Origin of the sequence: Lentzea xerophila (genome assembly GCF_051094245.1) — a bacterium.
In the GTDB taxonomy this organism is placed as follows: Bacteria; Actinomycetota; Actinomycetes; order Mycobacteriales; family Pseudonocardiaceae; genus Lentzea; species Lentzea xerophila.
The window spans coordinates 7091929-7117552 of the sequence record NZ_CP194934.1; the positions used below are offsets into that span (position 1 = coordinate 7091929).

Annotated in this window: 27 protein-coding genes; 15 read left to right on the top strand and 12 right to left on the bottom strand. The window is 70.5% G+C overall.

Annotation, left to right across the window (positions count from 1 at the left end; genetic code table 11):
• Positions 1 to 4: 4 nt before the first annotated feature.
• Genes ACRSBM_RS33800 through ACRSBM_RS33820 form a run of 5 tightly spaced genes read left to right on the top strand, consistent with a single transcriptional unit; the run spans position 5 to position 3396 of the window.
• On the top strand, positions 5 to 229 hold the full coding sequence (locus tag ACRSBM_RS33800) for a tautomerase family protein (RefSeq protein WP_434449909.1): 225 nt from the start codon (positions 5 to 7) through the stop codon (positions 227 to 229).
• Between the two features lie 8 nt (positions 230 to 237).
• Positions 238 to 1158 (top strand): pseudouridine-5'-phosphate glycosidase, encoded by a 921-nt coding sequence (locus ACRSBM_RS33805; RefSeq protein WP_434449912.1) that lies wholly within the window; start codon positions 238 to 240, stop codon positions 1156 to 1158.
• Between the two features lie 8 nt (positions 1159 to 1166).
• Positions 1167 to 1817: an HAD family hydrolase gene (locus ACRSBM_RS33810; RefSeq protein WP_434449915.1), complete on the top strand. Its 651-nt coding sequence runs from the start codon at positions 1167 to 1169 to the stop codon at positions 1815 to 1817.
• On the top strand, positions 1814 to 2479 hold the full coding sequence (gene upp, locus ACRSBM_RS33815; protein ID WP_434449917.1) for a uracil phosphoribosyltransferase: 666 nt from the start codon (positions 1814 to 1816) through the stop codon (positions 2477 to 2479). Before ACRSBM_RS33810 ends, upp begins: the two co-directional genes overlap by 4 nt.
• The gene (locus ACRSBM_RS33820) at positions 2479 to 3396 is read left to right on the top strand and encodes an EamA family transporter (protein ID WP_434449920.1); all 918 of its coding nucleotides are present in this window, start codon (positions 2479 to 2481) and stop codon (positions 3394 to 3396) included. The genes upp and ACRSBM_RS33820 overlap by 1 nt, the downstream gene beginning before the upstream one ends.
• Here the strand turns inward: ACRSBM_RS33820 and ACRSBM_RS33825 are convergent.
• Entirely contained in the window at positions 3378 to 3950 is a 573-nt protein-coding gene (locus ACRSBM_RS33825) for a dihydrofolate reductase family protein (RefSeq protein WP_434449923.1), read from the bottom strand. The two genes, ACRSBM_RS33820 and ACRSBM_RS33825, sit on opposite strands and share 19 nt — an antisense overlap.
• Positions 3951 to 4195: 245 nt before the next feature.
• Here ACRSBM_RS33825 and ACRSBM_RS33830 point away from each other — a divergent pair, with 245 nt between their 5' ends.
• Positions 4196 to 4411 carry a hypothetical protein gene (locus ACRSBM_RS33830; protein ID WP_434449926.1) on the top strand — a complete coding sequence of 72 codons (216 nt, stop codon included), beginning with the start codon at positions 4196 to 4198 and terminating at the stop codon, positions 4409 to 4411.
• Here ACRSBM_RS33830 and ACRSBM_RS33835 read toward each other — a convergent pair.
• Complete coding sequence (locus tag ACRSBM_RS33835; protein ID WP_434449929.1) at positions 4408 to 5148, bottom strand: hypothetical protein; 741 nt, start codon at positions 5146 to 5148, stop codon at positions 4408 to 4410. The two genes, ACRSBM_RS33830 and ACRSBM_RS33835, sit on opposite strands and share 4 nt — an antisense overlap.
• Before the next feature lie 116 nt (positions 5149 to 5264).
• Between ACRSBM_RS33835 and ACRSBM_RS33840 the strand changes: the two genes are divergently transcribed.
• A complete protein-coding gene (locus ACRSBM_RS33840; RefSeq protein ID WP_434449932.1) occupies positions 5265 to 5930 on the top strand; it encodes a DNA alkylation repair protein in 666 nt (221 codons plus the stop codon).
• Positions 5931 to 5968: 38 nt separating this feature from the next.
• Here the strand turns inward: ACRSBM_RS33840 and ACRSBM_RS33845 are convergent, their stop codons facing one another.
• The 6 genes from ACRSBM_RS33845 to ACRSBM_RS33870 form a co-directional block, all read right to left on the bottom strand.
• On the bottom strand, positions 5969 to 6571 hold the full coding sequence (locus ACRSBM_RS33845; protein ID WP_434449935.1) for a response regulator: 603 nt from the start codon (positions 6569 to 6571) through the stop codon (positions 5969 to 5971).
• Entirely contained in the window at positions 6568 to 7632 is a 1065-nt protein-coding gene (locus tag ACRSBM_RS33850; protein ID WP_434449938.1) for a sensor histidine kinase, read from the bottom strand. Before ACRSBM_RS33850 ends, ACRSBM_RS33845 begins: the two co-directional genes overlap by 4 nt.
• A complete protein-coding gene (locus ACRSBM_RS33855; RefSeq protein WP_434449941.1) occupies positions 7629 to 8378 on the bottom strand; it encodes an ABC transporter permease in 750 nt (249 codons plus the stop codon). Before ACRSBM_RS33855 ends, ACRSBM_RS33850 begins: the two co-directional genes overlap by 4 nt.
• Positions 8375 to 9265 carry an ABC transporter ATP-binding protein gene (locus ACRSBM_RS33860; protein ID WP_434449943.1) on the bottom strand — a complete coding sequence of 297 codons (891 nt, stop codon included), beginning with the start codon at positions 9263 to 9265 and terminating at the stop codon, positions 8375 to 8377. The genes ACRSBM_RS33855 and ACRSBM_RS33860 overlap by 4 nt, the downstream gene beginning before the upstream one ends.
• 70 nt (positions 9266 to 9335) lie before the next feature.
• Positions 9336 to 10184, bottom strand: coding sequence for an NYN domain-containing protein (locus ACRSBM_RS33865; RefSeq protein ID WP_434449946.1), 849 nt, complete (start codon positions 10182 to 10184; stop codon positions 9336 to 9338).
• A gap of 20 nt (positions 10185 to 10204) precedes the next feature.
• On the bottom strand, positions 10205 to 10558 hold the full coding sequence (locus ACRSBM_RS33870) for a hypothetical protein (RefSeq protein ID WP_434449949.1): 354 nt from the start codon (positions 10556 to 10558) through the stop codon (positions 10205 to 10207).
• A gap of 55 nt (positions 10559 to 10613) precedes the next feature.
• Between ACRSBM_RS33870 and ACRSBM_RS33875 the strand changes: the two genes are divergently transcribed.
• A complete protein-coding gene (locus ACRSBM_RS33875) occupies positions 10614 to 11885 on the top strand; it encodes a PucR family transcriptional regulator (protein ID WP_434449951.1) in 1272 nt (423 codons plus the stop codon).
• Positions 11886 to 11952: 67 nt separating this feature from the next.
• Here ACRSBM_RS33875 and ACRSBM_RS33880 read toward each other — a convergent pair whose 3' ends face one another.
• On the bottom strand, positions 11953 to 12819 hold the full coding sequence (locus ACRSBM_RS33880; RefSeq protein WP_434449954.1) for a peptidase inhibitor family I36 protein: 867 nt from the start codon (positions 12817 to 12819) through the stop codon (positions 11953 to 11955).
• Between the two features lie 561 nt (positions 12820 to 13380).
• Entirely contained in the window at positions 13381 to 13641 is a 261-nt protein-coding gene (locus tag ACRSBM_RS33885) for a WGxxGxxG family protein (protein ID WP_434449957.1), read from the bottom strand.
• A gap of 819 nt (positions 13642 to 14460) precedes the next feature.
• Between ACRSBM_RS33885 and ACRSBM_RS33890 the strand changes: the two genes are divergently transcribed.
• Together ACRSBM_RS33890 and ACRSBM_RS33895 are read left to right on the top strand one after the other, a co-directional pair.
• On the top strand, positions 14461 to 15288 hold the full coding sequence (locus tag ACRSBM_RS33890; protein ID WP_434449959.1) for a lysostaphin resistance A-like protein: 828 nt from the start codon (positions 14461 to 14463) through the stop codon (positions 15286 to 15288).
• Entirely contained in the window at positions 15285 to 15830 is a 546-nt protein-coding gene (locus ACRSBM_RS33895) for a histidine kinase dimerization/phosphoacceptor domain-containing protein (RefSeq protein ID WP_434449962.1), read from the top strand. The genes ACRSBM_RS33890 and ACRSBM_RS33895 overlap by 4 nt, the downstream gene beginning before the upstream one ends.
• On the opposite strand, the gene ACRSBM_RS33900 is transcribed toward ACRSBM_RS33895, so the two are convergent.
• Positions 15718 to 17103, bottom strand: coding sequence for a PLP-dependent aminotransferase family protein (locus tag ACRSBM_RS33900; RefSeq protein WP_434449965.1), 1386 nt, complete (start codon positions 17101 to 17103; stop codon positions 15718 to 15720). The genes ACRSBM_RS33895 and ACRSBM_RS33900 overlap by 113 nt on opposite strands.
• Before the next feature lie 106 nt (positions 17104 to 17209).
• Between ACRSBM_RS33900 and ACRSBM_RS33905 the strand changes: the two genes are divergently transcribed.
• From ACRSBM_RS33905 to ACRSBM_RS33920, 4 genes are all read left to right on the top strand, one after another.
• A complete protein-coding gene (locus tag ACRSBM_RS33905) occupies positions 17210 to 18403 on the top strand; it encodes a M20 family metallopeptidase (protein ID WP_434449967.1) in 1194 nt (397 codons plus the stop codon).
• Positions 18404 to 18562: 159 nt separating this feature from the next.
• A complete protein-coding gene (locus ACRSBM_RS33910; protein ID WP_434449969.1) occupies positions 18563 to 19339 on the top strand; it encodes an SDR family oxidoreductase in 777 nt (258 codons plus the stop codon).
• Positions 19340 to 19456: 117 nt separating this feature from the next.
• Entirely contained in the window at positions 19457 to 20632 is a 1176-nt protein-coding gene (locus ACRSBM_RS33915; RefSeq protein WP_434449971.1) for a glycoside hydrolase family 27 protein, read from the top strand.
• A 214-nt stretch (positions 20633 to 20846) separates the two neighbouring features.
• Positions 20847 to 21341, top strand: a complete 495-nt coding sequence (locus tag ACRSBM_RS33920) for an RICIN domain-containing protein (protein ID WP_434449973.1) — start codon at positions 20847 to 20849, stop codon at positions 21339 to 21341.
• A 43-nt stretch (positions 21342 to 21384) separates the two neighbouring features.
• Here the strand turns inward: ACRSBM_RS33920 and ACRSBM_RS33925 are convergent, their stop codons facing one another.
• Positions 21385 to 22893, bottom strand: coding sequence for a glycosyltransferase family 2 protein (locus ACRSBM_RS33925; RefSeq protein ID WP_434449975.1), 1509 nt, complete (start codon positions 22891 to 22893; stop codon positions 21385 to 21387).
• A gap of 520 nt (positions 22894 to 23413) precedes the next feature.
• On the opposite strand from ACRSBM_RS33925, the gene ACRSBM_RS33930 reads away from it, so the two are divergent.
• On the top strand, positions 23414 to 25558 hold the full coding sequence (locus ACRSBM_RS33930; RefSeq protein ID WP_434449977.1) for a glycosyltransferase family 39 protein: 2145 nt from the start codon (positions 23414 to 23416) through the stop codon (positions 25556 to 25558).
• Positions 25559 to 25624 lie beyond the last annotated feature (66 nt).

The window sequence follows — 25624 nt, forward strand, 5'->3', positions numbered from 1 at the left end:
GGACGTGCCGCACGTGAACATCAAGCACTTCCCTGCCCTGCTCGCCGAAGAGCAGGCGTCCGAGCTGGTCACGACCATCACCGAGGCGGTGACACGCGCGTTCGGCTGCGACGAGGACGTCGTGTCCGTCGCCCTGGAGCCGGTCGACCCGCAGGCGTGGCAGGACCAGGTCTACGCGCCGGAGATCGTGGAACGGAAACACCTCCTGCACAAGACCCCGAGCTACTGAGGGCGCAGATGAACATTCCCCTGGTGTACAGCGAGGAAGTGGCCGAGGCGATCACGTCCGGCCAGCCCGTCGTGGCGCTGGAGTCCAACGTCATCACGCACGGGCTGGACTACCCGGACAACGCCGAGACAGCGCGCCGGGTCGAGGACGCGGTGCGCGCGAGCGGCTCGGTGCCGGCCACGATCGGCATCGACAACGGCCGGATCCTGGTCGGCCTCTCGGACCGCGACATCGAGAGGTTCGCGACCACACCGGGCATTCCGAAGGTCAGCAGCCGGGACCTGCCGATCGTGCTGGCCCGCGGCGGGATGGGCGCGACCACCGTGGCGTCCTCCGTGATCGCGGCCGAGCTGGCCGGGCTGAAGTTCTTCTCCTCGGCCGGCATCGGCGGCGTGCACCGGGGTGCCGAACGCACGATGGACGTCTCATCGGACCTGGTGCAGTTCACCAGGTCCAAGGTCGCCGTGGTGTGCGCGGGCGCCAAGAACATCCTCGACCTCGGGCTCACGATGGAGTTCCTGGAGACGCACTGCGTCCCGGTCGTGGCCTACCGGTCGGACGACTTCCCGGCGTTCTACTGCGTCTCCAGCGGCCTGCGCAGCCCGCATCGGGTGGACGACCCGCGGCTGCTGGCGAGGGCGATCGAGGGCCACTGGGCGCTCGGCAACCCCGGCTCGTTCCTGGTCACCACGCCGACCAGACCGGCGGACGCGATCGACGGCGCCGAGGTGGAGTCGGTGATCGCCGAGGCCGTCTCCCGCGCCGAGCGGGAAGGTGTGTCGGGGCAGGCGATCACGAAGTACCTCATGCGCGCCGTCGACCGCGCGACCGAGGGCCGTTCCGCGAAGGCCAACATGGCGGTGCTGATCAACACCGCCGAGGTCGCGGGCGAGCTCGCCGCCGCCCACGCGAAGGAGTTCTCGTCATGAGCCGCTGCGTGATCTTAGACTTGGACGGCACGCTCGTCGACTCCCCGCGCGGGATCGTCACGACGTTCGCGGCCGTCCTCACCCAGCTCGACCTGCCCACTGTGGACTCGGGGACGATCCGCGGCACCATCGGACTCCCGCTGCCCGCGGCGTTCGCGAAGGTGCTCGGGATCGCCGAGGACGAGCCGACGGTCGCGACGTGTGTCGAGCTCTACCAGTCGACGTTCCGCAGGATCGTGCTGCCGATGGCGGCACAGCTCGTGTTCCCCGGCGTGTTCGACGGGCTGAGGTCGTTGCGGGAGGACGGTTTCCTGCTGGCCGTCGCGACGAGCAAGTTCATCCGCAACGCCGAGGCGCTGCTCACCGCGGCCGGGCTGCGCGAGGAGTTCGCCGTCGTCGTCGGCGCGGACCAGGTCGCGAAACCCAAGCCCGATCCCGAGTCAGGTTTCCTGGTGCTGCGACGACTCGGTGTCGCCGCCGCGAACGCCGTCATGGTCGGCGACACGACGCACGACGTCCTGATGGCGCACGCCGCCGGAATGGCGTCGGTCGGTGTGACCTACGGCGTGCACAGCGTCGACCAGCTGCTCAGCGCCAACCCCACCTGGCTCGTCGACTCGTTCGCCGGGGTCGTGGCCGCCGTCAAGGAGTGTTCGTGACCTCGATCGACGCGTACCTCGAGAAGAACGTGCACCTGTTGCCACAGAACAACCAGCTGCGCGCGATGCACACGATCGTCCGCGACCGGGACGTCTCCCGCGAGGACTTCGTCTGCTACACCGAGCGGATCATCCGGCTGCTGATCGAGGCGAGCCTCGACCTGCTGCCGTTCGCACCGCTCGACGTCACCACCCCGGTCGGCGCGACGTACCACGGCCTGCGGTTCGCGGAGAAGCTCGTCGGCGTCCCGATCATCCGGGCCGGCGAGAGCATGGAGGCCGGGCTGCGGGCGGTCGTGCGCGGCGTGCGGATCGGCAAGATCCTCATTCAGCGCGACAAGGTGACCAAGCTCCCCGAGCTCTACTACTCGAACCTGCCGCAGGACATCGCGTCGCGGCAGGTGTTGCTGCTCGACCCGATGCTCGCCACCGGCGGCACCGCCAACGCGGCGATCCAGGTGCTGCTCGACCGGGGCGTGCTGGAGGAGAACATCGTCTTCGTCACCCTGATCACCGTGCCCGAGGGCATCGAGGCGGTGTGCTCGCGCTTCCCGCGGGTGCGGATCGTGACGTCGGCGATCGAGGAACGGCTCGACGAGAACGCCTACATGCTGCCCGGCATCGGTGACTTCGGCGACCGGTTCTTCGGCACCGACGACTGATGGGGGAAGCGATGAAGGGCAACCGGCTACTGGCCGACTCGGCGGTCACGGCGCTGGCGCCGATGATCTGGGGCAGCACCTACCTCGTCACGACCCAGCTGCTGCCGCCCGACCGGCCGCTGCTCGCCGCCGTCGTCCGCGCGTTGCCGGCGGGCCTGATCCTGTTGCTGTTCGGCCGGATCCTGCCGCGGGGCATCTGGTGGTGGCGCGCGTTCGTGCTGGGAACGCTGAACATCGGCGCGTTCTTCTTCCTGCTGTTCGTCGCCGCCTACAAGCTGCCCGGCGGGGTGGCGGCACTGGTCGGCTCGGTCCAGCCGGTGATCGTGCTGGTGCTCGCCGCACTGCTGCTGGGTGACCGGGTCCGGGTCCCGCACCTGGTGGCGTGCCTGGCCGCCAGCGCAGGCGTCGCGTTGCTGGTGCTGAAAGCCACCGCACAGCTGGACCTGGTCGGCGTGCTGGCGGCGTTGGGCGGCGCGGCCTGCATGGGATCCGGCGTCGTGCTGACCAAACGATGGCAACGACCGGCCGGCGTGAACGTCCTGCTGTTCACCGGCTGGCAGCTCACCGCGGGCGGCATCGTGCTGCTGCCCGCGCTGGCGCTGATGGAGGGCCTGCCGAGCACGATCACCGGGACCAACGCGCTCGGCTTCGGTTACCTGATCGTGCTCGGGTCGCTGTTCGGCTACTCGGTCTGGTTCCGCGGCACCGACCGGGTGCCCGCGATCGGGCTGTCGTTCCTCGGCTTCTTCAGCCCGATCGTGGCGACCCTGCTCGGACTGGTGTTCCTCGGTCAGACCCTGTCGCTGCTCCAGGTCGTCGGCGCCCTGGTCCTGATCGGCTCGATCGTCCTGGTGCAGCTGACCCCGACGACGCCTCAGCCGCTACCCGGACGCGAGCTTCAGCGCACGACGTCGTAGACCAGCTTCTGGATGCCGTTCGAGTACGACTCGCTCTCCACCACGCGCAGCATCTGCTTGTCCTTGTCGGTCGCGCTGAACAGCCGCTTGCCCGCGCCGAGCAGCACCGGGAACACCAGCAGGTGGTAGCGGTCGATCAGGCCGGCGTCGGACAGGTTGCGGTTCAGCGTCGCGCTGCCGTGGATCGAGATCGGGCCGCCGTCGGTCTCCTTCAGCGCGGCCACGTCGTCCAGCGACCGCAGGATCGTGATGTCACCCCAGTTGCCGACCAGCTGGTCCTCCCGGAGCGTGCTGGAGACGACGTACTTCGGCATCGCGTTGTACCGCGGGAAGTAGTCGAGCGTCGGCCACACCGGGGAGAACGCCTCGTAGCTGACCCGGCCCATCATCATCGCCGCGGCCTCGTCCTGCTCGCGGCCCTTGAGCTCGTAGGCGGCCTCGTCGAACTCGATGTCCTTGAAGGTCCAGCCGGAGCTGCGGTGGCCCGGCTCGCCACCGGGCGCCTCCACGACGCCGTCGAGGGAGACGAAGGCGGTGGCGATCAGGGTGCGCATGTGGTTCTCCTCGGTGTCCGCGCTTGCTCTCATCAGTGCGTCGAACGGTAGATGCCGGAAATCGACATCTCACGTCAAGGAAGTTTCCGTCATGGCCGGCGGCGGCGCCGCACGCCCTGCCCGGCGCGCTCGACGGTTCCGGTCAGCGCGCTCGACGGTCTGGTCAGGAATCGAGAAGCACGGCTGAGCGTCCGCTCCTACCGTTGTCCACAACACACCGGACGACGAACGAGAGGACAGGGAAAATGGCCGGCAGCAAGGGGATCCGCCAGTTCCACCGCGTGGTCAGCATGGTCTTCATGGCCACCGTCGTGTTCACGGCGGTCGCGCTGACCGTCGACAGCTCCGTGGTCTGGGTGTCGTACGTGCCACTGCTGCCGCTGTTCGTCCTGATGGGAACGGGCGTCTACATGTGGTTCCTGCCGCAGATCGCCCGCCGCCGTGCTGCTCGCGGGGCCTAGCCGTTCAGCCGTTGCTGCAGGTGCGTGAGGGTGGCGTCGAGCGCCACCCCGTACACCGCGATCCGGCACGCCAGCCGCCACAGCGTCACGTCCGTCGGAGCCGCGACCAGGCTGATCACCAGCTCCCGCACGAGCCGCCGGGTCTGCGCGACGAGCACCCCGACGCTCTCGGTGATCTCCGCGAACGCCGCCGACACCGAGCTGAGCCCGCGGATCGCCTCGATGTTGTGGCCCATCAACCGCAGGTGCTCGGCGGCGCCGCTCCACCCCGGGGCGTCCCGTTCGAGGAGGTCTTCGAGCTCGGCGGCCATCACCTGCTGCTCGGCCGCGATGTTGTGCCAGGTCGTCGCGTGCGCGGCGATGACGTCCGGTAGCCCGGTGAGCTCGTCCAGCACGTCGCGCAACGGCCCGATCCGCTCCATCGCCGCCCGTGTCACCGGCTCGACCGGCGCGACCAGCGAAGGCACTGCGGCTTCCCGTACCGGGTCCGGTTCGGGCTGCGGCACGCCGTAGAGGTCGTACAGCCCGGCCACGATCAGGCGCAGGTTCTCCTCGACGTAGGCCACCAGCTCGTCCTGCCGGGCGTGCTTCTCCAGCACGGTGTCGATGATCCACCGGCACAGCCGCCCGTACACGGTCTCGTCGCCGACGACGACCGCGCTCGCCTTGTGGACGGCCGCGAACCGCACGCGCACGGCCTCGATCCGGGCGGCGTGGCGGACGATCTGGCCGGTCACACGTCCCCCTCGGCTCGGCGTCCCCTTGCCCCGCAACGGTAGTGCCGGGCGGGTCGGAGCCGCACCGCCAGGCCCCGCCCGTCGTAGGCTGTCGGTGGCGAACAGGAGGTCGGACGGTGACCGAGACGACGGTGGCCGAGGTGATGGCCGAACTGGCCGCGCTGGAGGACCCGAAGGCACGCGCGGTCAACGAGAAGCACGGCGACGACCACGGCGTGAACCTCGGCAAGCTCCGCGCGGTGGCCAAGCGGCTCAAGACCCAGCAGGACCTGGCGTTGCGGCTGTGGGCGACGGGCGACACCGCGGCCAGGCTGCTCGCGCTGCTGATCTGCCGCCCCAAGGCGTTCGGGCGCGACGAGCTCGACGCCATGCTGCGCGAGGCCCGCCGTCCCAAGGTGCACGACTGGCTCGTCAACTACGTCGTGAAGAAGAGCCCGCACGCCGAGGAACTGCGCGTGCTGTGGTTCGCCGACCCGGACCCGGTGGTCGCGAGCGCCGGGTGGGCGCTGACGACGGACCGCGTCGCGAAGCAGCCCGGCGGCCTGGACCTCGACGGTCTGCTCGACATCGTCGAGAAGGAGATGAAGGACGCCCCGGACCGCCTGCAGTGGGCGATGAACCACTGCCTGGCGCAGATCGGGATCGAGCACCCCGCACTGCGCGCGCGGGCGATCGGGATCGGCGAGCGCCTCGAGGTCCTCAAGGACTACCCGACGCCGCCGAACTGCACGTCACCGTTCGCGCCGATCTGGATCAACGAGATGGTGCGCCGCAACGGTTAGCAGCCTGGCCCGGCCATCGCGGACGCGGACACCGGCGCTCAGAGCCAGCCGCGTTCCCGAGCGGTCCTGGCCGCCTCGGACCGGTTGCGCGCGCCCAGCTTCGCCATCGCCGTCGACAGGTAGTTGCGGACCGTGCCCTCGGCGAGGTTCAGCCGCGCCGCGATGTCGGCGTTGCTCGCACCCGTCGTGACCTCGTGCAGCAGCTCACGTTCGCGCGGCGTCAGCGGATCGGCGCTGTCCCACGCGGCCATCGCGAGCTCGGCGGCGACGACCCGTTCGCCGGCGTGCACCCTGCGCAACGCGGAGACCAGGTCCGCGATCGGCGCGTCCTTGAGCACGTACCCCGCCACGCCGGCGTCCATCGCGCGCCGCAGGTACCCGCTCCGCGCGAACGTCGTGATGATCAGCACTCGGGTCGTGTCGCCGCGCCGGCCCAGCTCCTGCGCGACGTCGAGGCCGGTCCTGCCCGGCATCTCGATGTCGGTCAGCAGCACGTCGGGCCGGTGCCGGGCCACCGCCGCGAGGGCCTCGTCGCCGTCCCCCGCGGTCGCGACGACGGTGACGTCGGGCTGCAGGTCGAGCAGCTGGGCGAACGCGCCGCGCACCATCGCCTGGTCCTCCGCCAGCACGACCCTGATCACGTGGCCACCTCCAGCGGGACGGCGATGGTGACGGTGGTGCCCGCCGAGGCGGTGCGCGCGACCAGGCCGCCGAGTGCGGCGATCCGCTCGCGCATCCCGGTCAGCCCGTTGCCCTCCGGCGCGTGGCCGCCGATGCCGTCGTCGGCGATCACCAGCCGCAGTTCGCCGTCGCGGGCCTCGACGCCGATGTGGCACGTCCGCGCCCGCGCGTGCCGGGCCACGTTGGTCACGGCCTCCCGCAACGCGAGCGCCAGCTCGTGCTCGGTCGAGCCGACGATCACCAGCTTGGGGTCGCGCCGCACGACCACCTCAACGCCGAGGCTCGACAACGCGGCGCGCGCCGCGTCCAGTTCGGTCTCGAGGCTCGCGCTGCGCCACCCGGTGACGGCGTCGCGGATCTCGGCCAGCGCCGCGCGGGCGGTGTGTTCGATCTCCGCCGCCTCATGCGGCACCCGCGCGGGATCCGCGGTGACGAGCTGCGCGCGCAGGATGATCGCGGTCAGCGAATGGCCGAGCAGGTCGTGCAGGTCGCGGGCGATGCGCTCCCGTTCGGCGAGGGTGGCGAGGTGCTCGATCCGCGCGGTGCGGATGCGCAGGTCAGCGGCCTCGCGATCCCGTTCGGACCACTCGACCTGGAGGATCCCGACGAGCCACAGGAAGATCAGCGACGGCAGCAGTCCCCACAGCCGGTACGGCATCTCGACCACCGACACCACGCCGAACAGGCAGATCAACGCGGACAGGGCGACGAACCACCGCATCGCCACCCGCCGCGACTCGGCGAGGCCCGCGAACGCCGCCGCGTAGACGAAGAGTACGGCGGCACCGGTGTTGAACGGCGTCGTCAGGGAACCGAGCACCACGGTCGGTACCAGGCACCACCAGCGCACGCGGTCCGGCCGCCGCCACTCCAGCACGTACATCGGGACGAAGGCCACGACCACGACGGCGACGAGCGCCCAGTCCACCCAGTCCGCGGCCGGGTCGAAAATTGGCGCCCACAGCAGGTTCCCCAGGTACAGCAGGTGGAACCAGCGCGAGATCCTCACGTCTTTTCTCATGACCGCGCATGACGATACGACACGGCCGCGAGCACCGCGGCCACCGTCGCGAAGCCGAGCAACACCAGCACGTGCGTGATCACGGGCCCACCGGTCAGCTGGGCGCGGGCGAGCTCCGACAGGTGGTAGGTCGGCAGGAACCGCGCGACGTCGCCGAAGAACGCGGGCATGATCTCCAGCGGCATCCACAGTCCGGAAAGGACGGCGGACGGGATGAGGATCGCGTTCAGCACGGCGGCGGCGGCACCGGACCCGACCTGGAACCCGATCGCGAGGCTCAGCGACGCGAACGGCAGCGCGCCGAGCACCAGCACGACGAAGAGCCGCAGCAACGCGGGCACCGGCGCGTTCAACGAGCCGGTGACGGCCGCGGTCGCCGTCATCGCGAGCAGCACCCCCGCCGCGTAGGGCACCGCCGCCACCACCTTCGCCGCGAGCGTCACGCCGATCGGCACCGCGGACACCTGCTTGGACCGCAGCCAGCCGCGTTCCCGGTCGGCCGCGACGCCGATGCCGGGGTTCATCAGCACGACCGAGATCACGCCGAACGCACCGAACGTGGCGATCATCGTGGTGCCGGCGGACAACCCGCCGTCGCTGAACCTCCCGAACAGGGACACGAAGAGCGCGAAGAACGCCACCGGCATGATGACGGAGAAGAACAGCGCGGCCGGTTCGCGGACGATACCCCTCAGCTCGTCCGCGAGCTCCACACCGAAGATCCTCCCGGAACTGTGCACAGTCACGCCGCACCCCTTTCGATCAGTCCCGCCACCGCTTCTTCCAGCCCGGCACCCTCGACGCGCAGGCCGGTCAGGCCGGCGTCCTGCGCGAGCAGCACCCGCAGCAACGCCTCCGGCGCGCGGGTGCCCAGGCGGACGTGCTCGCCGTCGGTGTGCACCGACACGACGCCGGGCAGCGCCTCCAGCCGGTCCCTGCTCAACGTCGTCCTGGCGATCACCGTGCGGTCGGGCAGCCGCGCCACCAGTTCGTCCGGCGTGCCACCCGCGAGCACGCGGCCGCGGTCGAGCACGACGACGCGGCCGGCGACGGCCGAGGTCTCCTCGATGAGGTGCGTGGTGAGCAGCACGCCGGTCCCCCGCTCCCGGCGTTCGGCCAGGATCTGCCAGAACCGCTTGCGGGCGGGCACGTCGAGGCCCGTGGTCGGTTCGTCCAGCACCAGCAGCCGGGGGTCACCGACCAGCGCCATCGCGAGCTGCAGCCGTTGCTTCTGACCGCCCGACAGCTTCGTCGCGCGCCGCCCGGCGAGGTCGGTGAGGTCGAGCTCGGCCATGATCGGCCCGGCGGCCGAGCGCCTCTTCCCCGCGCGCACCGCGGCCCCGGTGACCAGCTCGGACACCTTCAGCGTGGTCGGGAACCCCAGCGACTGCTGCACCACCCCGAGGTGCCTGCGGGTCGCCGCGACGCGCGGGTCACCGCCGCGGACGCGGACCGAGCCCTCCCCGGCGGGCAGCAGGCCGACGACCAGGTTCACCAGCGTCGTCTTGCCCGCGCCGTTCGGCCCGAGCAACGCCACGCACTCCCCCGCGCCGACGTCGAGGTCGACGCCGTCCAGCGCCCGCGTGGCACCGTAGTCGTGCCGCGCCCCGCGTACTTCGAGCACCGATTCCATGCCGTCAAGGCTGATCGGCGCGGGCTCGCACCGGTAGTGAAGCGCAGTCACCTCACCGGGATGACAAATGTCATTCGGGCCGGACGGCCTGCGCCCTCGGGTACTTCCGGCCGGGCGTCGGCGCGGGTGATCCGGTGAACGACACCGGCGTGCCCGCCAGCAGCAACGTCAGGCCCGCCGGCAGGTCGTCGCGCGAGACGAACCACGACCCGCCCCGCGTGTCGGTGATGAACCCGTGTGCCTGCCCGGTCTTCCAGCTCGCCACCGTGCCCCGCCGGCGTCCGCGCGGCGCCCCCACCGGTGACGCCACCGCGTGCGAGGACCGCACGAAGGCCCGCCGCAACGGGTAGTCGGCCTGGTCGCCGGGGGCGAACAACGCGTCGAAGCCGGGCGTGAACGGCGTCGCGGCCCGCAACGGCGCGGCGGTGCGCGGAGTCCAGGCGGGCGGCGGTGCGCCCTGAACGGTCCTGATGTCCACCACCGGCACGATCACGTGCACGCCCCGCTCCGTCAGCCTCGACGCGAGCGGAGCGAAGTCGGAGTCGCCGGTGAGCAGCACGACCCACCGCAACGGCACCGTCATCGCGCGGTCCCACGCCTCCAGGGCGAGCTGGACGTCGACGCCCTTCTCCTTGCCGCCCTGCAACGGCAGGTCGTGCCGCGTGATGCCGGCGGTGGCCAGCGCCCGGTCGAAGGACTCGGCGGGGGTGGCGATGCGGCCGCGGACGTAGTGGGCCTCCGCGACCACGCACTCGTCGAGCGGGCGGCCGGTCTCGGTGTGGACGTACCAGCGCAGCGCGTCGTGCAGGCCGTCGAGGGAGATCCGGGCGCCTCTCAGGTGCACGGTGGCGTAGAAATCGCTCAGGTAGGCGAACCACGTGCCGTCGTAGAACACTCCGATCCGGACGGTCTCACCCACCCGGCGAGATTACTACTCGCTCAGAACGTGGAATGACCCGGCGCGGCGGGCAGGTCGAGCAACTGGCCGGCGACGTCCAGGAACTCGCCGCCGCACTGCCACAGCGTCCGGTCGGGATCGACGACGAACGGGTCGGCGGGGTCCGCGTCGCTCTCGCGCACCCGGTAGGCCAGTGCCTCGGTCTCCGACAGCGCGAGCACCGTCTCGTTGGTGCCCCGCCACACCCGTCGGAACATCACGGCGTTGGCGCAGGTCAAACGATCATGCACGACGGTCCGGCGAAACCCGCGACGCAGCAGTAACTTCATGCATTCCTCGACGCTGCTCACAGCGGCCGATTCTCGCTGTGCGCGGCGGCCGTCCTCGCCGTCCATCACTCGATAGGGTCAAATGTTTGGGGCACGTGCACAACGTGGGCGTCCTCCTTTCGTGCAAGGAACCAGACCGGAACGGGCTATCGCCCCCGGCCGCCGGATGCGCAAGCCTCTGGCGGTGGTCGACATCCCCGCCCCAGACCCCTCCGCGCCGCTCTACGACCGTGCCGCGACGCAGATCCCGCGGATCGCGGAGAAGGTGCTGGAAGCGTTCTTCGCCAGGTCCGCCGCGTACCGGCAGCTGCCGCACCAGCTCGTCGACCGCGAGATCACCGAGGCGGTGACCCGCAACCTCCAGGTCTTCCTGCGCGCGCTGCGCGAACAACGGCCTCCCGCACCCGAGGAGCTGGCCGAGCAGATCGCCACGGCGGTGCGCCGCGCCCAGCAGGGCGTTCCGCTCGACGTCGTGCTGAGCACCTACCACGTCGCCGCGACCGTCGGCTGGGAGGCGATGGCCGCCGTCGCCGAACCGGACGAGGTGCCCGACCTGCTGGCGACGGTCCCGGCCCTGCTGCGGTACCTGAGCGTCGCCGTGCCGTCCGTCGCCGGTTCGTACCTGGCCGAGCAGCAGGCCCTGCACGCCGAACGCCGCGAGGCGGGCCGTGCGCTGGTGGCCGCCCTGCTCACCGGCCGGGAGGCCGAACCGCTCGCCGAACGGATCGGGCTGGAGCTGTCCGGCCACCACGTCGTCGTCGCCGTGCGCGTCGAGACCCCGCCACCGGCCGACGGCGCCGACGCGCGGCTCGCGGTGCACGGCCTGGTCAGACGACTCCGGGCCGAACTGCCGAAGCACGCCCTCTCCGCGTTGGACCACGACGGCGGAACCGTGCTGCTGCCCACCACCGCGGAAGCCGTCGAGCCGGAACTGGAGGCCGCCGCCGAACTGGTCCGCAACCTGCACGTCGCGGCTGGTACCAGCCTGATCGGCGGAATCGCCGCCGCGGAACGCCGGGAGGACGTCCCCGCGGCCGCCCGGCAGGCCGCCGACATCGCCGAGCTCGCCCAGCGCCTGGGACGCCCGCCCGGCGCGTACGTCCTCGACGACGTGCTGCTCGAGTACCAGCTGTGCCGGCCGGGCCCCGGCCGCAAGCGGCTGGCGCGGGTGATGGACCGGCTGGCCGAGCATCCCGAACTGCTGCACACGCTGCGGACGTTCATCAACAGCGACCACAACCGCCACCGCACCGCCGACGAGCTGCACCTGCACCGCAACACGCTCAACTACCGGCTGCGCCGCGTGGCCGAGCTCACCGGCTACAACCCGGCCGACCCGACGGACATCCGGCTGCTCTCCGCGTCGCTGATCGTCCACGACCTGCGCTCCTGACGCCGGGAAGGCGAGCGCGGTGTGCGCTCGCCTTCCCAGGTCAGTCATTCAGTTTCAGTCGTTCAGCTCAGTCACCGTGCGGGTTCTGCACCGAGACGTGGACGTGGTCGTAGTGACCACCGGTCACACCGCTGCCGGCGGTGTAGTTGCGCCAGCCCTCGGACGCGCGGGCGACGCTCCAGATCTTGCCCTGCCAGATGACGTACCGGACGTCGAGCTTGGTGGCGTACTTCTGCAGCCAGTAGGCGAGCTTCCAGCCCTGCGCCTTCTGCGCCGCGGTCGGGTAGGTGCCGATCGCGTTGGAGATGGTGCAGTCGAGCGCGTTACCCGTGTTGTGGTTGCTCGTCGACGACTCGTAGCTGCGGTAGTCGCCCACCCAGCACTGCTTCTCGCCGGTCTTCGAGGCGATCTGGTCGTCGATGAACTGCGTGCGCTTGGTGGCCTGAGGCGCCCGAGCCGTCGCGGACGGGTGCGGGTTCGTCTCCGGCGCGGGGTAGACGCCCGGAGCCGGATCCGGGTCGCCACCGGCGTCACCGAAGCGGTGCGAGGCGTTCTCGTTCTTGAGCTCCGCCTTCAGGTTGCCCTTGGCACCGGCCGCGAACGTCTGCTTCGCGCCGCCGTAGTTGCTGTTGTAGAACACCGTGACGGCCTTGCTGGACTTGTTCCAGACCGACGCGGCGTTGTTCTTGACGCAGATGCCCTTGCCGTTGCCCGCGCCCTTGAACTCGTAGCAGCTCGGCTGCGAGTCACCGTAGTCGGCGATGGAACCCGCGAAGTCGGACACCGAACCGGCCTGGTTGCTGTTGTAGTACAGGCAGAACTCGCCCGACTCGCAGGAGCCGTTGCGGTCGGTCGCCGCGTTGGCGACACCGGCCCCGAAGGACGCGCCGAGCAGCGCGCCCATCAGTGCCACGAAAGTGAGTTTCTTCAGCACGATTGACCCTAGTCTCGTTCCACAGACTCCGGCGTGACAGGCACGAGGTCGTGCCCGGCCGCCCCCCGATCGACACCGCCGGAACCCATTTGTGCAGGGGAAGCTTCGTTTCGCCAGAAGGATCGCGAGAGGCACTGACATTCCGCTGACACCCGCGGCCACCGATTTGTCAGTACCCCCGGTCCCTGTGACAGCTCAGACGATGCCGGGGAGGTGGCGACGCCCGGCGGAACCCGACCGAATCCGAACGGCCTCGTTCACCAGGACACGAAAAAGGCGAGTGCTCCGTGCGAGCACTCGCCTTTTCACGTACACAGCAGGAGAAATCCGTGGTGACGGCTCAAGGGCCTGAGCCGCCGGCCGGACGGTGGCGCGACGGACAGGTGGCCCGAGGTGAACAGCACGCCCACCTCGGGCCGGTCCTCACAGCATGACGTTCAGCAGAACGGTGAGCAGGACCGACAGCACCACCGACACCACCAGCATCGTCAGGCATCCTGACCGTCCGCCCAGGAACTCGACCCTGGTGTTGCCGAAGCGCATGGCCGGCTCCCGCTCTCGTCACCGCCCGGTGGTGCGGTCCGCGATGTTGGGCGTCCGCTGCTTACGGCCCGCCAGGCCCGCGAGGCCCAACAGACCCAGAAGGCCCCACCAACCCCAGTTGCCGCTGCTGTTGTCATTGTCGTTGTTGTTGTCGTCCTGGGCCGTCACTACCGTCATCTCGTGCGGCGCGGCATCGTCGGCGAGCGCCGAGGCTGCGGGAACTCCGGCGAGTGCTGTGCCGAGAACGAGTGCGGCCACGAGCCGCTTCGCGGTGTCCATGTCGTCTCCTCCGGGCGATCGATGTTTGGGTCACCTGGGTACCGCCGGGAGGGCCATCGATGTGCCAAACGACGAGGACCACTCGTTCGAGTGGCCCCGGCCACCGTGCGGACCGCCACGCGAGCCCTACCGCAACGGCAACGCTGAGGTTGCTCGCGTCTCGTAGCTGGTCAGCCGCGCTGCGGGAAGGACGACCTGCCCGGCCAGCCCGCCCTCGCCAGGCGCGGGCCGCCGCGAAGCACAGCCTGCGGAACTGTTCGAAGAGCTGGTCCGTCAGCTCGTCGTCCAACACCACAGTTCCGGAAGCACCGGAAGGTGAGCGGTATGCGACGACTTATCTTTTCTTTATGCAACTTCGGGAAGACCGGCTTTCCCTTGTGCCCGTGCTGATTGTGGAAAACCAGAAATGTGGTGGTGCTCACCGTGGCTTACCGGTCGTGCACGGCGACGACGTGTGCCGCACGATCGACAGGCCGTTCCGGTGCCGAGCACCCCGCCCCTCCAGGGCGTTCCGGCGACCGCCGCCCCGGCGCCGGTGACGCTGCCGGTCACGGTGGCCGACGAGCAGGGCTGCGCCCGATCAGGGCTGCGCGTCGCGCGAGGCGGGGCGGCGGCATCTCGGTCGTCGCCCCGCCTGCTCGTGCTTCGGGAAATGAACGGTGCGCTAAGCGAAATCAGGCTGAGGTAAGGCGAAATGGTCGGTGTCCCCCGCGCGAGCTACACGAAGATGTCCACTGTGCGGTGACGTTTCCACGTCGGCGAATCAATAGCGTTCTGGATGTCCGCAGCGCTCAGCTGCGATCTCACGGAGGATTCGTCATGCGACTGTTGAAACAGTTCGGTGCCATCGCCCTGGTGTCGATCGCGGGGAACGCGCTCGTCAACGCGATGGGCTGGAACCCACCGCTCACCCTGATCGCCGGTCTCGCGACCTCCGTGATGTTGCTGCTGGCGTACCGGTGGGTCGTGCGGAAGACCGAGGGTCAGCTGCCGGCCGACCTGGCCCTGCCGGGCGCGGCCGCCTCGGTGCGGCGGGGACTGCTCATCGGTGCCGGGATGTTCAGTTCCGTGATCGCGATTATCGCGCTCCTGGGTGGCTACGAGGTGGTCGGCTGGGGTTCGCTGACGGGCGCGGTCGCGGTGTTCGGCTTCACCGCCGGCGCCGTCGTGTCGGAGGAGCTGCTGTTCCGCGGAATCCTGTTCCGCATCATCGAGGGCCGCGTCGGCACGTGGGCGGCTCTGGTGCTGACCATGCTGGTGTTCGGGCTGGCTCACGGGTTCAACCCCGGCGCGACCGCGTGGAGCACGATCTCCGTGGCCGTCGCGGCCGGTGGCACGCTCGCCGCCGCCTACGCCGCCACCCGCACCCTGTGGCTGCCGATCGGCCTGCACTTCGCCTGGAACTTCGTCCAGGGCGGCGTCTTCGGCAACGCCATCTCCGGCAAGACCGCGCCGGACGGGCTGCTGCGCGGCGTCACGTCCGGACCGACCATCCTCAGCGGTGGCGAGTTCGGTCCGGAGGCCAGCGTCTTCACGGTGGTGATCGGCCTGGCGGTGACCTTCGCCTTCATGCGCCTGGCCCGTCGGCGCGGCCTCGTGCTGCCCCGCCGCCGGCGCATCGCCGCGCCGACCGAACTCACCCCGTGACCAAGGCACTCCTCGTCGTCGGTGCGGTGGCGGTCGCGTACACGGCGCTGGCCCTCACGATCGACCGGCAGGCCCTCGTCGCGATCTGCCTGGCGCTGGCCGTGACATGGGCGACCGGCGCGTGGCTCAGCCTTACCCGGCAGGCGGAAGCCGACCGCCGCCGGCACGCCGCCGAGACGGCCCGTGCCGCGGAACGCACCCGCATCGCCCGCGAGCTGCACGACGTGGTGACGCACCACGTCACGGCGATGGTGGTGCAGGCAGAGGCCGCCCGGTACCTGACCGCGTCCCCGGACCGCCTCGACGAGACGCTCACCGCGATCACCGGCAGCGGCCGGCAGTCCATTTCGGACCTGCGGCGGTCGCTCGACCTGCTCGGCACGACGAGGAGTCCCGTGGCGCAGCCGCGGCCCGCCCATCGAGTTCAGCTCAAACCGTCCAGCGGGGGACGTGCAGGTCCCGGCTCGATGGCGAGGTGGACCGAAGCGATGCCTCCCGAAGCAGCCCGGCGACGGTGCCGGCCTGATGGGCGGGCAAGGTGAAGGGCAGCCGGAGCCACCGGTCGGCGGTTCCGTCCACGGTGAACCGCGGGCCCGGGGTGATCCGGAGGCCGAGGTCCAGCGCCGCCGAGGCGATGCGGGTCGCGCTGGGGTGGGGAAGTTCGACCCACAGTGCCATTCCGGCTCTCGGAGAGGACCAGCGCCAGTCGGGCAGCCGGGACCGCAGGGCCTGCTCGAGGGCGGCGCGGGAGCGGCGCAGGTGGTCCCGCCGTTCGGCGAGGATGGCGTCGGCGTCCTCGAGGAGCCGGACGGCCACTAGCTGGTCCAGGACCGGGCTGCCGAGGTCGACGGACGCTCGTTCCTGCGCCAGCCGGGCGAGGATCTCCGCGTCGGCACGCACCCAGCCGATGCGCAAGCCGGTCCAGAACGCCTTGTTCATCGATCCGAGGGTGACGACGTCCTGGCGCAGGACGGCGCACGGCGGGGGCACGGGACCGTCCAGCACCAGATCGGCGAACGTCTCGTCGACGGCGACGACCACGCCCCGCAGGCCGGCGAGGACCTGCCGGCGGGACGCTTCGTCCGCGACCAGTCCGGTGGGGTTCTGCCCGTCCGGGGTGAGGTGGGCCAGCGCCGGGCCCGCGGCGGGGCGGTCCCACCCGGTCGCGGTGACCGGGAGCGGAACCGGGCGCAGGTGGTGGGCGCGAACGGCGTCGAGGACGGCGGGATAGGTGGGTTGCTCGACCAGCACCGCGGCACCGGGGCGGCTCAGCGCGCGCAGGAGGAGGTTCCAGCCCTGCAGGACACCGCTGGTCACGAGGATCTGCCCGGCATCGGTCGGGAGGCCCCGCCCGGTGAGATGTCTGGCCACCGCGGCTCTCAGCGCGGGCAGGCCGAAGGGGTGCAGGCCGTGGCCGGCGAGCTGTGCGGAGAGGTCCGCCGCGGCTGCCTGGGCCGCTGCGGGCAGCTGGCCGGGAGCGGGCAGTGCGGCCACCGTGAGATCCAGGACTTCGGGAGGTTCCCCCGGCCGGGCGTCCGGTCGCTGCGCGGGAGCCACCGGCAGGCTGATCCGGCTTCCTGCGCCGTGAGCGCTGCGCAGGTAGCTCTCCTGCCGCAGAACGTTGTAGGCGGCGCTCACCGTCGTCCGGTTCACGTTCAGCGCCGCGGCCAGGGCGCGCTCCGAGGGCAGTCTCGTCCCGGCCGGCAGCCGGCCGTCGAGCGCGAGGCTGCGGACACCGACCGAGACCGCGACGTAGACGGGCACGCCACCAGCCAGCCACGGCTCCAGCAGGGTCGCCAGCCGGTCAGGCCCCATCCGGCCAACACCTCCAACTTGGCTGTGTTCGAAGCCAGCCAAGTTTGTCACAGTGTGACGCGTGCCGCTCCGGCGGTGAGCAGAACCCGAACCCGAGGAGGCCGCAGTGGCGACGATTTCACCGGACCGGTTGCCCTCCCCCGATCGCCGCGAAGTCCTCGAGCTCACCCGTGAGCTCCTCCGGGTGGACACGGTGAACCCTCCGGGCAACGAACGGGAGGCCGCGGAACTGGCCCTCGCCTACGCGAAGCGCCGCGGGCTGGACGGCCGCCTGGTACCTCTCGGCGACGGCCGCGCCAACCTGCACCTGGTGCTTCCGGGTACGGGCGCGGCAGCCCCGCTCATGTACTGCGGGCACTTCGACACCGTTCCGCTGGGCTCCTCCGCCTGGACCCGGCCGCCCCACGCCGCGGAGGTGGACGAGGACGGCGTCCTGTGGGGCCGCGGGGCCGTCGACATGAAGGGAGGCGTCGCCGCCATGCTCGTCGGCATGGCCACCCTCGCCCGTGCGGAGGCAGCCCTGCCGGGTGACGTGCACTTCCTCGGCACCATCGGCGAGGAGGTCGACTGCGCCGGCGCCCGCGCCGCGCTGGACAGCGGTGTGATGGAGGGCGTCGCGAACCTGGTCATCGCCGAACCGACGGACCTGGACCTCGTGGTCGCCCACAAGGGAGCGCTGTTCCTGGAGTTCACCACCTACGGCCGGGCCGCCCACGGCGCCATGCCCGACCAGGGCGTCAACGCCATCACCCACATGATGTTCCTGCTCGAACGCCTGGGCACGCTCGACGCCGGACTGCCGTCCCACTCCCTGCTCGGTGACGCCACCCTCAACGTCGGCACCATCCACGGGGGCTCGGTCGTGAACATCGTTCCCGACCAGTGCACCGCCCTGGTGGACCTGCGCACCGTGCCCGGCATCGAACACCCGGCCCTGCTGGCCCGCATCGAGCACCTGCTCGACGAACTCGGCACCACCCGTGCGGGCTTCCGGGCGCGCATGACGGTCACCGGTGACTACCCCGCCGTCGGCACGTCCCCCGACCAGCCCCTGGTGCGGGCCGCCACCCGCGTACTCGGCACCGTGCTGGGACGGCCGCCCGCGGTCCGTGGCGTGAGCTACTTCTCGGACGGTTCCATCCTGCACCCCGCCACCGGCGTTCCCACCCTCCTGTGCGGTCCGGGTGACCCGAACCTCGCGCACCAGACGGACGAGCGCGTCGACGTGGTCGCGCTGGAGCGGGCCGCCGAGATCTTCACGTTGCTGCCCGCAGCGCTTCAGTCCACTGTGGACGACTGAGAACGCGCCGGACGCCGCGATGTCCTCGCGTAAACATTTTCGGTGCGTTAGGGCAACGAAGCACCGCCGAACGGGCAAGATCGCACTGTCACCGTGCGACAGCGGAAACCACGAGTGCGACAGCACTTCTGGCCGCGTTCGCTCGGATGGTGGATCCTCATGCCTGCCTTGCTCACGGACACCCCGCTGGCCGGCCGCGTCGCGGTCGTCACCGGAGCCTCCAGCGGTATCGGCGCCGCGACCGCCACCCGGCTCGCCGAACTCGGCGCGAAGGTCGCGGTGCTGGCCCGCCGCAAGGGCAGGCTCGACGACCTCGTCGACACCGTCAAAGCCAAGGGAGGCACCGCGATCGCCATCCCGGTCGACGTCACCGACCGGGCGGCGACGGACCAGGCCGCGCGGCAGGTGGCCGCCGAGCTGGGTACCGCCGATCTCGTCTTCAACAACGCCGGCGTGCAGCTCGTCTCACCGATCACCGATCTGGTCCAGGACGACTGGCAGCGCCAGATCGACCTCAACGTCACCGGTGTCATGAACGTCATCGGCGCCTTCCTGCCACACCTGACCGGCGCGGCCGAGGAGGGCAGGCCCGCCGACCTCATCACCACCTCGTCGATCGCGGCCACCCGGATCCTCGAGAAGTTCTCCGTCTACTCCGGCACCAAGGCCTACATCAGCCACATCACCCGGCTGCTGCGGGTCGAGCTGGGACGCAAGAACATCCGGGTCGCGACGATCGAGCCGGGCATGGTCGACACCGAGCTGCCGGACCACGTCACGGATCCCGACGCCACCGCGCTGATGGCCGATCTCATCGAGCAGATCGACGTCCTGCAGTCCGAGGACGTCGCCGAGACGGTGGCGTTCATGGCCGCCCTGCCCCGTCACGTCAACCTCACCGAGATCACCATTCTGCCTACGGCACAGGCGATCTGAGCGCGCGGCCGGCTCGGCACCCCACCGTCCCACGATTCGGTGGACCTGTGTTCGCGGGGTGTCGCCGGCGGACGAACTTTGCTTGCGTGGGATGACGTCTGCTGCAAGGGAGTCGTCATGCGTCGCACGGTTCACCAGGTCGTGATCGCGGCGGTGATGGCCACCGCGCTGTCCCCGGCGGCCACCGCCGGACCTCAGGCCCCACCGCTGGCCCTGGCACCGACGCCGCCGATGGGCTGGAACTCGTGGAACCGGTTCGGCTGCGACGTCGGCGACGAGATGGTCCGCGAGACCGCCGACGTCATGGTCGAGTCGGGGATGCTCGCCGCCGGCTACGTCTACCTGAACATCGACGACTGCTGGATGGCCTCCGAACGCGGTCCCGACGGGCGGCTCGTGCCCGACCCGAAGAAGTTCCCCGACGGCCTCAAGCCGGTCGTGGACTACGTGCACGCGCGCGGGCTCAAGTTCGGCATCTACGCCACGGCGGGCACGAAGACCTGCGCCGGCTACCCCGGCAGCCTGGGCCACGAGCAGACCGACGCGCGGAGCTTCGCCGAGTGGGGCGTGGACTACCTCAAGTACGACAACTGCAACAACGACGACCGCCCGGCCGCCGAGCGCTACGCGCGGATGGGGCGCGCGCTGCGGGAGTCGGGCCGGCCGATCGTGTACAGCATCTGCGAATGGGGCCACGAACGTGCCTGGGAAGGCTGGGGCCGCAGGGTCGGTGGGCATCTGTGGCGCACGACCCGCGACATCCGTGCCACCTGGGAGAGCTGGACGTCCCTGGTGGACCTCCAGGTCGGGCTGGAGGCGTATTCCGGCCCCAACGCCTGGAACGACCCGGACATGCTGGAGGTCGGCAACGGCACCATGGCCGAGCACGAGCACCGGGCGCACTTCACCCTGTGGGCACTGCTCAACGCGCCGCTGATCGCGGGCAACGACCTGCGGGTCATGCCGCAGTCCGTCAAGGACATCCTGCTCAACAAGGACCTCATCGCCGTGAACCAGGACTGGGGCGGCAAGCAGGGCCACAAGGTGCGCGACGACGGCGAGCAGGAGGTGTGGATCAAGCCGATGTCGGACGGGTCGCTGGCCGTGGTGCTGTTCAACCGCGGCGAGGCCGGCCACGAGTTCGGCTTGGGCATCGAGGCTCTCGGCCTGCCCTCCGCCGCCCGGTACCGGGTGCGCGACCTCTGGACCACGAAAGAAACGGAGAGCACCGGTGAACTCCGCGCCACCGTGCCCACTCACTCCGTGGTGGCCTACCGAATATGGCTCGTGTGACCGCGCCTCCAGGCGGTGACCACCCGTGGTAACCCACATGGACACCGACCCGAAAAGCGTGTGAATATCCGCGCGGGCCATTGAGTCAGCTTGCGGTCACCCAGGCGAGTACTGTCCCGGCCGGCGCATTGTGAGCCGATTGACCCGTGCGTACCGTCGCCTTCGGTCCCTGCCGGTATTTCATCGAGCGGCGACGACAAGGAATGTGGTACCGATGGCGCACGGCAATATGAAGAAAATTATTTCACTGGCAGCGGCGGTGGCTCTGATCGGATTGACGCCCACGTTTTCCGGCACGGCGTCCGCCAGCGATCGCGGCATGATCCGCAATGGCGAGAACGCGCGGTGCCTGGATGCCGCGTCGGAAAGCCTCTGGGAGGAAAGCACGAAGGTCCAGCTGTGGGACTGCCACGGCGTGGCCAACCAGCTGTGGTACTTCGACGAGTACGACGTGATCAGGAACCACGCGAACGGCAAGTGCCTCGACGCCGACCTGAAGACCATCGGCGAGAACGGCACGCTGGTGCAGCTCTGGGACTGCCACGCCGACCCGAACCAGCGCTGGCACTACGACCCCAGCCGCAGGACCCTGGTCAACGAGCAGTCCGGGCGCTGCCTGGACGCCGAACTGGAGAGCATCAACGAACTGGGCACGCGCGTGCAGCTGTGGGACTGCCACGGCGACTCGAACCAGCGCTGGTACTTCTGACGCCCCTGAGCCCGCCTTGACGAGGAGGCCCGGGGGCGCCGGCTCATCCGCCCGGCCGCGACGTCTCGTCCCGCTGCCTGGGGATCACCCCAGGGCCGAACAGGATGCCGTGGGTCTCCTCGTCGAGCTCGACCAGCCCGTGGCGGGTCAGCTCCCAATGGTGGCGCTTGCTCGGGCGCAGCAGCTGCGTCGCCGCCTTGTAGGCGGCGACGCTCATCAACGCCCAGTACAGCGGCACCGTGAGCATCGTCGGAACGGCGCGTGCCAGGCCGCGTTCCATGCACCCGGCCATGAACAGGTACAGCACCGCCAGGTTGCCGAGCAGCAGGCTCGCCACGCCCGCGTACAGCACGGCGGACGGGAACAACGGCTCGATCCGCTCCGGCCCCGCCACCAGGTAGTAGCAGGTCATCGCCCAGAACAGCGGGTTGACCAGCGCGGTGAAACCGGACAGCCCGAAGGTCAGCTGGAAGCCGACGAACCGCCGCACGCCGAGATCGCGCAGCAGGCGCCACGGATCGCGCATGTGCACCAGCCACGTCTGCAGGTAGCCCTTGATCCACCGGCTGCGCTGGCGGATCCAGTTGCCCAGGTGGCTGTTCGCCTCCTCGTGGGTGACCGAGTCGACCATCCGCACGTCCCACCCCCGCCGGGCGATGCGCACGCCCAGGTCGGCGTCCTCGGTGACGTTGTGCGGGTCCCAGCCGCCCAGCGCGCGGAGGGCGTCGACGCGGAAGTGGTTGGACGTGCCGCCGAGCGGGATGGCCAGGCCGAGGCGGTCCAGGCCGCGCAGGACCAGGGCGAAGTTCAGCGCGTACTCGGCGGCGAAGTTGCGGGTCAGCCAGTTGGTCCAGGGATTCCAGTAGGAGAGCTCGGCCTGCACGCACACCACGCGGTCCGGCAGGCCGGCGAACGCCGCCGCGGCCTTGCGCGGCTGGTCGGGCTCGGGCCGGTCCTCCGCGTCGTAGATCACGCACAGCTCACCGGTGGCACGGGCCAGGCCCACGTTGCAGGCGTTGGGCTTGGTACGCGGCCCGCCCTCGGGCACCACCACCACCTCGCACACGGACGGCAGTTCGAGGACGTCCAGCGCCGCGCGGGTGATCGTGTCGTCCTGCTCCACGAGCAGCAGGACCTGCAACCGGTCGTCCGGGTAGTCCAGCAGGCGGATCGTCGCGATCAGGCCGGGCAGCACCGCCTGTTCCCGGTGCAGCGGTACGAGCACGGTGTAGGGCGGCAGCTCTCCGTGGGCGAGGTCCTCGGCGGACGGCCGGATGACCGGCGCGCCCATGCCCGCCGCCACCACCACGCAACGGAAGCAGAGCATCACCAGGTAGACCGCCGTCACGCCGGCGACGAACGCCTGGGCCCACCACCACGGCCCCGGCCCGGTACCGGTCAGTGCGCTCGTCAGAACCACGGACGGCAGGACGATGGCCGCGAACAGCAGCGCGATGTGCTGACCGGGGCCGAGCAGGCGCAACGCGCTGTCACGGTCGGGCAGGAGTACGGGTTCTCCGGCTTGGTCCGCCGGGGCACTGGTCGTCGTCATGCGCGCCGTGATTCCATTTCGGGAGCGGATCCTGGTGGTGTGGCTCAGGACGTTGCCGGGGAATTCGCGGTCAGACGGGTGCATCGTGGTGCCGCTCCCGCGTCCTCATACTGGATGTATGGGGCGTGGGGGCGGTGCCGCGAGGTGCCCCGCTGAGCGTGGATTACCTCGCCAACGTTCTGAGTCACGCCACTAGCGTGATCGGTGCTGGCGGGAATCACCATTCGAACCGGGCCGACGCTACCGCCGCTCCCGGCCGATGTCCACACGCACAATCGGTTTCCGTCGACCAACGCCGTGACCGTGGAAAATGATCTCGCACGTTCGGATGAGCATTTTCCATTCGGCAGGGCTACGCGACGGAATTGTTCCGGTGATTAAGTCACCTGGAAGCGTCGCCTGCCCGGCTGTGAAGGGTGACGTGCCTTGCGGCGCTGTGTTCGGTGACGCACGCTGCGAAACGACCGGATGAGGGCGAATCCCGCCCCGTATCCGTTTCGGTCGAGGAGTGACCAGGTCCATGACATCTGTCCGGACATCGCCTCAGCGTGCCACCGAGGGCGTTCTCGTCGTCGTTCCCGCCGCGCCAGGTCTCGAGTCCAGTGTGGAGGACTTCGAGTCCTGCCTGGACGACGCCGGCGAGCGCTGCCGCGTGGTCGTCGTGGCGGACGACGACCACGTCGTGCCCGAGGCCGTGCGGCTCACGTCGGCCGGCACCGATCACCGGAGGGTCTTCCTGGCCCGCTCCGGCGACCTGTCCGCCGACGGCCTGGTGACCCTGCTGGACATCGCCCGCGAGGAGCGTGCCGACGTCGTCGTGGGCTACCGGCGCGCGCCGACGGGCCTGCTGTGGGCGGCCGCGTGCCTGGCGCTGCTGCGCACCAGGAGTGGGGACATCGCCGGCGACAAGCTCATCGACCGGTCGGCGCTGGCCGACCTGGAGCTGACCGGGAACGCCCGTGCGGCGTCCGCGGAACTGCTGGTGAGGCTGCGCGGCCGGGGCGCCAGGGTGGTGCGTCACCCGATCGACGGCACCGCGGGCCCGGACCTCACCGGCCCCGGCTCGGCGGCGGACGTGGTGCGGCTCTGGGCGGACCTGGTCCGCCGGGGGCCGCTCGGCGCCGCCGCCCGCCGGGTGCTCACCCCGCGCGACCCCCTGTTCGCCGCCGTTCTCGTGGTCGCGGTGGTGCTGTCGGTGAGCGCCTGTGCCGTGGTCGCGGCGCACCAGCTGACCCTGGCCTACATCGACGCGGTCTCGCACCTGCTGATCACCCGCCGGGTGGCCGACGCCTCCACCCCCGGCGCGGCCCAGCTCGGCGGGGTCTGGCTGCCGCTGCCGCACCTGCTGGCGCTGCCGCTGGTGCTGAACGACTCGTGGTACCACTCGGGAATCGGCGGGAGCGTCGTGTCGATGTGCTCCTACGTCGCGACGGCCGGCTGGCTGTACCGCATCGCCCGCGAACTGACCGGACACCGCGTGGGCGGGCTGACCGCGGCGGTGGTGTTCTGCCTCAACCCCAACGTGCTGTACCTGCAGAGCACACCGATGACCGAGGCGCTGCTGATGGCCTGCCTCGCGGCGGCGACGTGGCACCTGCTGCGCTGGTGCCGCGACGACGACTACAAGCAGCTGGCCGCAACGGGTGTCGCCATCCTCGCTGCCTGCCTCGTGCGCTACGAGGGCTGGGTGTACCTAGCGGCGGTCGCGCTCGTCGTGGGCGTGCGCTCGTGGCAGCGGTCCCGGCCTGAGCGGCTGCGCGCGGACCTGGTGTTGTTCTGCTCCCTGGCGATCGGCGGCGTCGCGGGCTGGCTCATCTGGAACGCCGCGATCTTCGGCGACCCGCTGCACTTCGTCCGCGGCGACTTCGCCAAGCCCTCGCTCTGGGTCAGCGCGGCCGATCCGGCCGTCGGGCACTGGGGCGTGGCGCTGATGACCTACCTGCACGCCATGGTCCACGACCTGGGTCTGCCGACGCTGCTCCTGGCCGCGGCCGGGCTGGCCGTCCACGGGTGGCGGACGCGCCTGCGCGACGAGGCGATGGCGCCGTTGCCACTGCTGGTGTTCCTGCCGTTCTTCGTCGTGGCACTGCACTCGGGCCAACGCCCGCTGCACGTGCCCGAGATCAACGGCGACCTCTACAACCTCCGGTTCGCACTGGTGATGATCCTGCCCGTGGCGGTGTTCACCGCCTACCTGGTGACGCTGACCGGACGGGCGTGGGGCAGGTTCCTGCCCGCCGCGCTGGCGCTGGTGGCGTGCGGACACCTTGCGCTGGCAGGGATTTCGACGCTGAAGGAGGCGCAGGCCTTCCGTGCGGGTGCCGCCGAGCGGATCAACGCCCAGGCGAGCGCGTGGCTGCGGGAGCACTACGACCACGGCAGGATCCTCATGCAGTCGTGGAGCAACGAGACCGTCAGCTTCGACTCGCGCGTACCCATGGACCAGGTCGTGTACGAGGGCAGCTTCCGCCAATGGGAACCGGCCCTGGCCGACCCGGTGGCCGCGGGAATCCGCTGGATCCACTTGCGACACACCCCCGGCAACGAGGACCAGGTCTGGCAACGCCTCACCGGCTCCCCCGTGCTGGACACCGGCTACACCCGCGTCTACGCCGATGACCATCACGCCTTCTATCGGCGCGTGGAGCAGGTAGCAAGCCGCTGAACCCGACCGTCCGCATCGGACGCACCCCTCGACATCCACCACCGGCCCGTGGTGGGAACAGCAGAT

Bases quoted from the DNA above. Each gene is read 5' to 3' on its own strand.
- ACRSBM_RS33930 (WP_434449977.1), top strand. From the start codon at position 23,414: ATGACATCTGTCCGGACATCGCCTCAGCGTGCCACCGAGGGCGTTCTC.
- ACRSBM_RS33805 (WP_434449912.1), top strand. From the start codon at position 238: ATGAACATTCCCCTGGTGTACAGCGAGGAAGTGGCCGAGGCGATCACG.
- ACRSBM_RS33915 (WP_434449971.1), top strand. From the start codon at position 19,457: ATGCGTCGCACGGTTCACCAGGTCGTGATCGCGGCGGTGATGGCCACC.
- ACRSBM_RS33850 (WP_434449938.1), bottom strand. From the start codon at position 7,632: ATGAGAAAAGACGTGAGGATCTCGCGCTGGTTCCACCTGCTGTACCTG.
- ACRSBM_RS33825 (WP_434449923.1), bottom strand. From the start codon at position 3,950: ATGCGCACCCTGATCGCCACCGCCTTCGTCTCCCTCGACGGCGTCGTG.
- ACRSBM_RS33925 (WP_434449975.1), bottom strand. From the start codon at position 22,893: ATGACGACGACCAGTGCCCCGGCGGACCAAGCCGGAGAACCCGTACTC.
- ACRSBM_RS33890 (WP_434449959.1), top strand. From the start codon at position 14,461: ATGCGACTGTTGAAACAGTTCGGTGCCATCGCCCTGGTGTCGATCGCG.
- ACRSBM_RS33900 (WP_434449965.1), bottom strand. From the start codon at position 17,103: ATGGGGCCTGACCGGCTGGCGACCCTGCTGGAGCCGTGGCTGGCTGGT.
- ACRSBM_RS33830 (WP_434449926.1), top strand. From the start codon at position 4,196: ATGGCCGGCAGCAAGGGGATCCGCCAGTTCCACCGCGTGGTCAGCATG.
- ACRSBM_RS33910 (WP_434449969.1), top strand. From the start codon at position 18,563: ATGCCTGCCTTGCTCACGGACACCCCGCTGGCCGGCCGCGTCGCGGTC.
- ACRSBM_RS33920 (WP_434449973.1), top strand. From the start codon at position 20,847: ATGGCGCACGGCAATATGAAGAAAATTATTTCACTGGCAGCGGCGGTG.
- ACRSBM_RS33885 (WP_434449957.1), bottom strand. From the start codon at position 13,641: ATGGACACCGCGAAGCGGCTCGTGGCCGCACTCGTTCTCGGCACAGCA.
- ACRSBM_RS33870 (WP_434449949.1), bottom strand. From the start codon at position 10,558: ATGGACGGCGAGGACGGCCGCCGCGCACAGCGAGAATCGGCCGCTGTG.
- ACRSBM_RS33860 (WP_434449943.1), bottom strand. From the start codon at position 9,265: ATGGAATCGGTGCTCGAAGTACGCGGGGCGCGGCACGACTACGGTGCC.
- ACRSBM_RS33820 (WP_434449920.1), top strand. From the start codon at position 2,479: ATGGGGGAAGCGATGAAGGGCAACCGGCTACTGGCCGACTCGGCGGTC.